Consider the following 9,132-nt stretch of genomic DNA (forward strand, 5'->3'; position numbering starts at 1 on the left):
GACAAGGCCAAAGCAGCGTAAGTGCGTAGTGAAATCCAAGGTCCACATGGGTCGTCGCGCGTCCCATGCGCCTGGGAAGGCGCCGGCCCGGCCAAGCTTTCCCAGCTCGTCCGCATGATGCTTCGCTGAGCGTCAATGGACGTTGGCGCGAGACCAAGGCGTCGTGCGTTGCAATCCGGACGGTCCAGGGTATCAGGAGTTTCACGGCCTCGGCCCGCTTGGCTGGCCACAGTTGAAGCTCCAACGTACCGGCTGGCACCGGGAAATTGGGCTCTGCGCTGCCTCAACGCTGATGGCACGGTCAATGCTTGCCTACCGATGGGGCCGCCCATGCCGTGATGCTGTCGGTCGACGTTCGCAAACCAGACCCTCGCGAGACCCAGCGAAGGGGCTCGCCGGTACGACGAGGGACCTTACCTCTTTATGCGCGGCATCATTATCGAGGATGACATGTTGCCTTACACGTCGTCCCTCGCGCTCGGGTCTTTGTGGGGCGGATGAAGTCCTGATCGCGGTGGCACTGCTGCATGTTTGCGTAAGACCCATCCAGTCACGATCGCGCTGTCCTTCGATGTCGCGGTGCTGATAGGCGGGCAGATCGGTGTGCGCGGCGCCCGCCAAAGGATCGTCGTCACGCCGGAGGAGGCGAGCGTCATAGCCGGCGCGCCGGCGAAAGGCGCTTTCTGTCGGATGCCCGACAATGTCGGATATCGCAAGTATCAAGGTTGGATCAAACCTTGCGAATCGGGGCTTTCTTACTTGGCACGGGGCATGCTCAGGTATCCGCAAACACCCAATGGATAACGAGCAGACTTCCCATGGCCTCACCATGCCGAAAGTTTCCCGGACGCATCCAAAGATGAGGCTCGCGTCAGGCCCAGCAACACGCTGACGGCTCATGTGGCTCGGCGTCGCGTGCCGATCCACTTTCTCCCAATAGGCGTTCGGGAGACATAGATCCTTCAAAATGAGGAACAGATCACTTTGCCAGGAACGCAGCCCATAACCCCACTCTCCCTACCAGAACTACCAAGCAAGCCCCGCACTCATGGGCTTCGCAGGACGTCCGTTGCGTCCGAGTTGGTCGGCGCGGGGCCGGCTCCGATCCCCGTCGCATGGGAGGACGGCAAGGCGAGGGATTTCGTGCTCGACAACGGCATGGAGGTGGTCGTCATTCCCAACCACCGGGCGCCGATCGTCACCCACATGGTGTGGTACAAGATCGGCAGCGCCGACGAGCCGCCGGGCAAATCCGGCATCGCCCATTTCTTCGAGCATCTGATGTTCAAGGCGACGACCAACCATGCGGGCGGCGAATTCGACCGCGCAGTGTTCGAGATCGGCGGCTCCAACAACGCCTTCACCTCCTCCGACTACACCGCCTTCTATCAGACAGTGGCGCCGTCGGCGCTCGAGCTGATGATGAGCTTCGAGGCCGACCGAATGCGAAACCTCATCCTGACCGACGATGTCGTCAAGACCGAGCGCGATGTGGTCATCGAGGAGCGCCGCTCAAGCACCGACACCAACCCGCAGGACGTTCTCCATGAGGAGATCGACGCGACGCTGTGGCAGAACCACCCCTATCGCATCCCGATCATCGGCTGGATGCAGGAGATCGAGCAGCTGAACCGCGTCGACGCCACCGTCTTCTATGAAAAGTACTACTGGCCCAACAACTCCGTGCTGATCGTGGCCGGCGATGTCGAACCGGACACGGTGCGGGCGCTGGCCGAAAAGACCTATGGCAAGGTGGCGCGCGGACCTGACCTGCCGCCGCGCATCCGGCCGGTTGAGCCCGAGCAGAACACCAGGCGCACCGTCACGCTCTCAGACGCCCGCGTCAGCGTGCCCAGTTTTTCGACGCAGTGGGTGGTGCCGTCCTACCACACCGCCAAGCCGGGCGAGGCCGAAGCGCTCGACCTGCTGGCCGAAATTCTCGGCGGCGGTAACCGCGGCCGGCTCTACCAGGCGCTCGCTGTCCAGCAAGGTATCGCTTCCAGCGCCCGCGTCTATTTCCAGGGCACTATGCTCGACGACACCAAGTTCGCCATCTATGGCGCACCGCGCGGCGATGCCAAGCTGGCTGATCTCGAAGCGGCGGCCGCTGCCGAAGTTGCCCGCATTGCCGAGGATGGTGTCAGCAACGAGGAACTAGGCAAGGCCAAGGACCACTATTTGCTCAATATGATCTTTGCGGAAGACAACCTGGACTGGCTCGCCAGCATCTACGGCTCGACGCTGGCCACCGGCGGTACCGTGAAGGATGTCGAGGAACGGCCGAATCGCATCCGCAAGGTTACCCCCGAGCAAATCAAAGCAGTTGCCGCCCGCTATCTCGCGTTCGACCGTTCGACCACGGGCTATCTCTTGCCCAAGACGGAGAATCAAGAGATGACGCTCGGCGCTCGGCCCCATGCTGCGATGAACATCCAGGAGGTGAAGTCCGAAAAGGGCATCATCGCCTGGCTGGTGGAGGACCACACAGTGGAAATCGTCAACATCGGCTTTGCCTTCAAGGGCGGCACCAAGCAGGACCCGGTCGGGAAGGAGGGGATGGCCAAACTGATGGCCGGCCTGTTCATCGAAGGCGCTGGCCATTACGACAGCGGTGCCTTCCAGGTGAAGCTCGACCATGCCGGCGCCGAAATGAGTTTGGACGCGCAAAGCGACGACATCTACGGATCGATGTGCATGCTTTCCAAAAAGCAGGACGCGGCGTTCGGCCTGCTTCGGCTCGCGCTGAACGCGCCGCGCTTCGAGCAGGGGCCGATCGATCGCGTCCGCGCCGAGATTGTCTCCCGCATCGTCGGCAGCGAGCGAGACCCTAACGCCATCGCTCAGCGCAAATGGCTGCGCGCGATCTATGGCGCGCATCCTTGTTCAAGGCTGGGAGAAGGCACAAAAGAGAGCCTGCCCGGCATCACGCCGTCCGACCTCCGCGCCTTCCACCAGGCCATTTTCGCTCGCGACGGGCTCCATATTGCCGTGGTGGGTGACATTGACGCGAACACGTTGAGGGAAAGGCTTGACCAGCTGTTTGGTGATTTGCCTGAGCAACAAACCCTCGTCCCCGTCTACGATGTCGCGCCGAAACTCGGTCAACTGGTGGAGGAGAACTACGACCTGCCGCAGACTTCGCTGACGTTGGCCTGGCCTGGCGTGAAGCCTAGCGCGCCGGATTTCTACGCGGCCGTGCTGCTGAACGACATCCTTGGCGGCTCATACTTGACTTCCCGCCTTTACGAGGAGGTACGTCAAAAACGCGGCCTTGCCTATCACGTCAGCTCTGAACTAACCCTTGACTCGCTTCTGGTTACGACAGAGACACGCTCGGACTGCGCTGCCCAAACACTGAGCATCGTGCGAGATGTGGTAAAGCAGATGGCGCAGCAAGGACCGACCGGGGCCGAGCTCAAGGCGTCGAAGAAGCACCTGATCGGCGCCTATGCCATCGACCAACTGGGCTCGACCCGCTCGATTGCAGACCGGCTCCTGGATTTGCAGATTCACAAGGCCGACGTCGACTACAACCAGCGTCGCGCCCGCAGCATCGGTCGGGTGACGCTCAAACAGGTCAAGGCGGCGGCCAAAAAGCTGCTTTCGGCCGAGCCCGCCATTTTGGTGGTCGGCCCGCCGCTGGGCGGCAAGGATGAGTAAAGAAACTCATCTCACCTTCCTTCTTCATCGGGGCTTCTCGTGGGAAGAGCGAATGTGGAGGCCCGTGGGCCAAGCAGATCATGCAGACGCGCGGAGTCGTTTTCGCCGACCTTGCGCGGCATTGGCGGTCCGGCGGCCTCTCGCCGAAATGGCGCTCCTCAGCATGTATGCCGCCTTTTTGCAGAATTCAGTCGCATGCCACCAGCAGGCATGGTGGATGAAGCAAACATCCGACTGCTTAATACATCAATTGATGAACCGCGGGCACTCAAACTAACGAAACTGCTGTCTTTTCATCGGGCTAGCGTGGTCTACCAGCTGCTTTGCCGAGGCCCTACGACGAACCCACTGGTGCAGAATACACACTGACGGCCTGTCGACCTGGATGTTCGCTGCGTTGAGGAGGAATCCGGTATTGCCCCTGTGCCTGCCGATGATCCGCCGTCTGAAATCCCCGCACCTGTTTGGAGCCATCGACCGCCTGCCGGCACTCGGCAGACCAGTTGGCAATAAGACGTTCGAGGTCGTCAATCCGTCGACCGGCGAAGTTTTGGCAGAGCTTCCCGATATGGGCGTGGAGGAGACACGTGCTGCGGTAGACAAGGCCTATGTTGCGCAGTCGGGATGGGCCGCGTTGACGGCCCGAGAACGTAGCGACGTTCTTTGGCGATGGCATCAGCTGATCATCGACCATGCAGGCGATCTCGCCGCGATTCTGACTGCGGAAATGGGCAAGCCGCTTGCCGAAGCCATTTCAGAGGTATCGCATGCGGCGGCGTATCTGCAATGGTATGCCGAGGAGGCCAATCGCGTCTATGGCGAGACGATCTCGGCACCCTCGACAGACCGCCGAATGCTAGTGATCAAGCAGCCCATCGGCGTTGTTGGCACGATCACGCCATGGAATTTCCCGGCCTCCATGGTGGCGCGCAAAATCTCGCCGGCCTTGGCTGCGGGCTGCACAATCGTGCTCAAGCCCGCTGAACAGACGCCGCTCGTGGCTGGCGCAATGTTCGCCCTCGCCCATCAGGCCGGCTTTCCCGATGGCGTGGTCAACCTGATCTATGCGTCCGAAGGTGATCGCGTGGGCCGTGAACTCTGCACCAATTCCAAGATTCGAAAGATCAGCTTCACCGGTTCGACCGAGGTCGGACGGCTGCTGATGCGTCAGTGCTCTGACCAGATCAAGAAGGTCAGCCTTGAACTCGGCGGCAATGCACCTTTCATCATCTTCGATGATGCCGACATTGACGGTGCTGTTGACGGTGCGGTCCAGGCGAAGTTCCGCAATGCCGGCCAGACCTGCGTTTCCGCGAACCGCATTTACGTCCAATCGAGCGTTCACGATGAGTTCGTCAAGAAATTCGTGGAAAGAATCCGGCACTTGTCGGTTGGCGACGGATTCGATGCCGGAGTGGACATCGGACCGCTCATCGACAAGCATGCTCTGGCCAAGATCGAGTCTCACGTCGCAGATGCCATTGCGAAAGGCGGCACAATACGATGCGGGGGCCAGCGTATCGGCAAGAATGGCACGTTTTTCGAACCCACGGTCCTCACCGAGATTTCCAGCGTCATGGCAGTCGCGCAAGAGGAGACATTCGGGCCGCTCGCGCCGATCATTCGCTTCAACGATGCGGATCAGGTCGTGCGCGAGGCCAATGACACGATATACGGCCTCGCCGCATACTTCTATGCCTCAAACCTGAAGCGGGTCTGGCGTGTGGCAGAGGCTCTGGAATATGGCATGGTTGGCATCAACACGGGACGCATGTCCTCGGAGGCGGCACCGTTTGGCGGGATCAAACAATCCGGCATCGGGCGGGAGGGTTCCCGTCATGGCCTCGAGGACTATCTGGAAATGAAATATCTTTGCATGGGCGGGATTTGAAACCTGCTGCACTGTCTCTCCGCCCCACCGGGGGGCGGCCTGCGGTCAATGCCGCCACCTAATTGGAAGTTCCAAACGCCGTTGACCTGAAACACGGATGCCCGGCAGGAGACTGAGCTCGCTGTCGGGCCGGACATGCCTTGGGAGGGCATAAGTCAGCGCTCCTAGGGCCGATGGGCCACTCAGTTCGTGCGCCTTTTGCCGATTGCGTTGCATGTGCCGTGCCAAGCCAAAAAGCATTGATAAACCGCCGATGGATCAGCTTTTGCCCTGTTGCGCATTCTACATTGTGGGATATGCGACAATGCCCAAGCGGTTGAATCGTCGTGTTGCAGAACCCCAGACGGGTCATGACTGCTATTCTTAGGACAGTGCGCAGCAAGCCGCTACTCGCTGCACTCCAGGCACACCATTTCCATAATCAAGCGGTGGGTGCTATGTTGACCGAGCTGTCGACCAGGGAACGGTGTGAGGCCTCAGATCCCTCCATATTGTTGCACCCGCCGGTCCAACAGGACTGCAGGTCCGGCCTCAAAGGATCTTGGCTGCTATGGCGACATTGCGGTGCACGCCGCTTTCCGACCAATGATGTGCGTCCAGGTCGAGGCCGGCCCTAATGAACCACCGCCTTGGCACCCTCGCCCATCTCATTTCGGCATCGACAAGCTAGACCAGAGCGCACTTGCAAGGCGCCATGCAGTCCTGTCGGCGGGCGAACTGTTGGTGACGGGTACAGCTGCGAGCGAACGTTCATCCACCGACGCACAGCGCGGACTGTCGCTTTTCAAATTAGGAAATCTCTGTAGCCACCATTCATGAGCGCGCGGCCACGCGAGACGGCCCGACGGATGCGGTCGCGCAGATGATCGCGAGGATCCGCCCAGTCGGCATGGACGCGCCGTTGACCGATGAGAACTTCGGCGAGCTCGCGATGAGGTGCTCCGGCGAGCGAACCGTCGAGCGCACGAAGAACGAAGGACAAACGAACGCCGCGCTTTTCCGGCGCAAACAAGCGGGGGGGCAACTGTTGCCCTAGACTGAGAGCATTGAGGCACTCCAGTCCCCTCAGTCGATGCTTTAAAAGCACCGCGGGCCAGATGGCTTGCGTATGCAGGCAAACAGGGTGGAGGATATTCGCGCCCGAGACGGCGAGCTGCAGCGCGTGGTCCGCATTGCGAAGAAGAACATGCTGGCTCTTGTCGGGCGCCAGCAGGACGATTGCACGACAGGGCAATGCCGAGAGTTCGAACGGCGGTGTCGGCGACGAGGCAGGCAACCGTTCCGCAATGACCGGCAGCACATGGACGCACCAGAGCGGACACCAGAATACGACCGAAGCGCGGCCACAAGACTCCGCGAAACAGAACACCCCAGCGTGACAGGTCGCCGGCCGACGCGACCATATCGAGAAAGGATTGGAGAGACCAAGTCTTGCAATGCTGGCGCGCAGCGGTCAGATCGCGCTGGAACGCTGGATTGCGGCGTAAGAACTCCCAAGCCCACTCCCGCAGCGTCAGGCCAGCGGTGTAGTCGTATGATCTTTCATCCCGCCAATCGGCCTGATCCGCGCCAGTCAGGAGATTCATGACTGACATCCCCTGCCCGCGCCTGCGTGCGTCGAAACATTATGCCACTTCGCAAAGCATCGGCGAAGGCAGCAGACGTCGAAGACCCCGTTTCGTTGAAGCGTCAGCCATCGCCACTGTCGGCGACAGAAGATGTGCCCAAATTGCCACCAGACCGTCGAACTGGCACAGCGACGGCCAGCGCGACCTGGAATTGATCCCGTAACGGTCATCGGCTCCTGCGTCGCGATCCAGACGTCCCTTGAAGGCGCAGTAGCGCGGCAGTGGATCGCACGCTGCTTGTCGGCAAGTTGTCGTAGCGGCGGCGCCATAGGCACGGTCATCGGAGGGTCTCCTGCGGCAAGCTTTCGCCATTGGAGGCCAATCTCCCCGCTAGGGCAGCCTGTGCAGTTGCACAGGTGAAGCGGATCAATCAGGGGGAGCCATGGCGGAAACTGGATGATGGCGGCTTGAGGAGAGCGGCGTATCGAGGCGGGTGATGAAGCCTGCCAGTACCTCTCAAGGAGAGTGATACGCCATGAACGAGACTATCAACACATTGTTCGCCTTCGTCAGCCCGACGAAATCGATGATACCCTGACGGATGTACTTCGCAGCGGCGCGCGCAAATTGCTTGCGCATGCGATCGAGATGGAGGCCGAGGCGTATGCCAAGGCGGTCGACTGCCTGACGAAAGATCATATTGCGTCGCTGGCGCTCTACGATTTCCCCGCCCAACACTGGGATCATCTGCGAACGTCCAATCCCATCGAAAGCGTCTTTGCAACCGTTCGCTATCGCACGGTGCGTACCAAGGGCTCGCTATCCTCGAAAACCGCCCAGCTGATGGTCTTCAAGCTGTTGGCCGCGGCCAGGAAGTGGCGACGATTGAAAGGACAAAATCAGTTGCCGAAACTCATCGCAGGTGCCAGGTTCCTGGACGGAATCCAGGTCATCGAAACGAAGCCGCAGAGCGCCGCTTGATCAGCCTCGTCACCCAAATTCCAGCATAGCTCCATCGGAACTGCCAGCCTTCCTTGCCGATCAGGCGCATATCAGCGCTGACGATACCGAGGACGGCGATGGCGGTCACCTCCAGGCCGCCGAGTAACGACCCTCAAAACACCGCACTGGTCGAGGCCAGCCTGAACCGGTATCTTGTGCCTGCCCTCGGGAGTCGCTCTATCCACCATGTGATCGACACCGACATTGCTAACATCACCAAGAAGATCGTCGCCGGGGGTCACCCGCAAGCGGCTAACACGGCCTTCTGGTGTATGCGGGCATTTTTCAACTGGTGTCGCAAACCGCCGCAACGGCTCATCCGCGGTTTCCCCGCGAGGGATTGGAAAATCCGGATCCGGCCCCGATCGTCAAGCGCAAGCGAGTGGTGAACGATGCCGAACTGGCGGCTATATGAACGGGCTGTGAGCCCGAACCGGGCGATATCGGCTATTCGTTCGGCTCCATCGTCAAGCTGCTCATTCTGACCGGACAGAGGCGTACGGAAGTTGCCGCGATGCGTTGGTCCTCAACCTTGAAGCCGGAACATGGAACTATCGGGTGACCGCACGAAGAACGAAGAGCCTACGCTTATTCCGCTGTCCACACTGGCGGTGTCGGTCCCCCAGACGGTACCGAAGACCAATGACACGTTTTTTTCCCTGCGAGGGGCAACGAAAGAAGCCACTTCTCAGGCTACGCGAAGGGCAAGAAGGCTCTAGACGGCAAGGTCAATACTGACGGGGTGGCTTTGGAGAACTGGACCCTTCACGATCTGCGCAGGACGCTCGCGACAAATCTCGGCAGGCGGCAGGTATTGCCACACGTCATCGAGCACATACTGAATCACAAGGCGGCGTCCTTGACAGACATTGGCGAAATCTACAATCTCTATAGCAACGTCAAGGAGAAGCGCGAGGTGTTGCAGATGTGGTCAAATCACATCGAATGGCTGATCAAGCAGGCTGCGGATGACGCTCTGGCGGCGTAGCTGCTGGCATGGGCGGAAGATGC

General features: G+C 60.3%; 5 protein-coding genes and 2 pseudogenes. 6 read left to right on the forward strand and 1 reads right to left on the reverse strand.

Translation table 11 applies throughout. The features are described 5' to 3' along the window. Positions 1-531 precede the first annotated feature (531 nt). From EN935_RS12415 to EN935_RS12430, 4 genes and pseudogenes are all read left to right on the forward strand, one after another. Complete coding sequence (locus tag EN935_RS12415; RefSeq protein ID WP_024505391.1) at positions 532-804, forward strand: hypothetical protein; 273 nt, start codon at positions 532-534, stop codon at positions 802-804. A 276-nt stretch (positions 805-1,080) separates the two neighbouring features. Further along, positions 1,081-2,385: pseudogene (locus tag EN935_RS12420) on the forward strand (pitrilysin family protein); the annotation flags it as partial. Between the two features lie 549 nt (positions 2,386-2,934). Continuing rightward, positions 2,935-3,660: pseudogene (locus EN935_RS42890) on the forward strand (pitrilysin family protein); the annotation flags it as partial. A 415-nt stretch (positions 3,661-4,075) separates the two neighbouring features. Beyond that, positions 4,076-5,551, forward strand: a complete 1,476-nt coding sequence (locus tag EN935_RS12430) for an NAD-dependent succinate-semialdehyde dehydrogenase (RefSeq protein ID WP_095769043.1) — start codon at positions 4,076-4,078, stop codon at positions 5,549-5,551. A gap of 784 nt (positions 5,552-6,335) precedes the next feature. Here the strand turns inward: EN935_RS12430 and EN935_RS12435 are convergent. Further along, entirely contained in the window at positions 6,336-6,851 is a 516-nt protein-coding gene (locus tag EN935_RS12435) for a DUF2285 domain-containing protein (RefSeq protein WP_224570032.1), read from the reverse strand. A gap of 793 nt (positions 6,852-7,644) precedes the next feature. Between EN935_RS12435 and EN935_RS12440 the strand changes: the two genes are divergently transcribed. Both EN935_RS12440 and EN935_RS42775 read left to right on the forward strand, forming a co-directional pair. Then, complete coding sequence (locus tag EN935_RS12440) at positions 7,645-8,100, forward strand: transposase (RefSeq protein WP_256748481.1); 456 nt, start codon at positions 7,645-7,647, stop codon at positions 8,098-8,100. An 880-nt stretch (positions 8,101-8,980) separates the two neighbouring features. After that, on the forward strand, positions 8,981-9,109 hold the full coding sequence (locus tag EN935_RS42775) for a hypothetical protein (RefSeq protein WP_135907184.1): 129 nt from the start codon (positions 8,981-8,983) through the stop codon (positions 9,107-9,109). Positions 9,110-9,132 lie beyond the last annotated feature (23 nt).

Origin of the sequence: Mesorhizobium sp. M7D.F.Ca.US.004.03.1.1, from assembly GCF_003998635.1 — a bacterium.
In the GTDB taxonomy this organism is placed as follows: Bacteria; Pseudomonadota; Alphaproteobacteria; order Rhizobiales; family Rhizobiaceae; genus Mesorhizobium; species Mesorhizobium loti.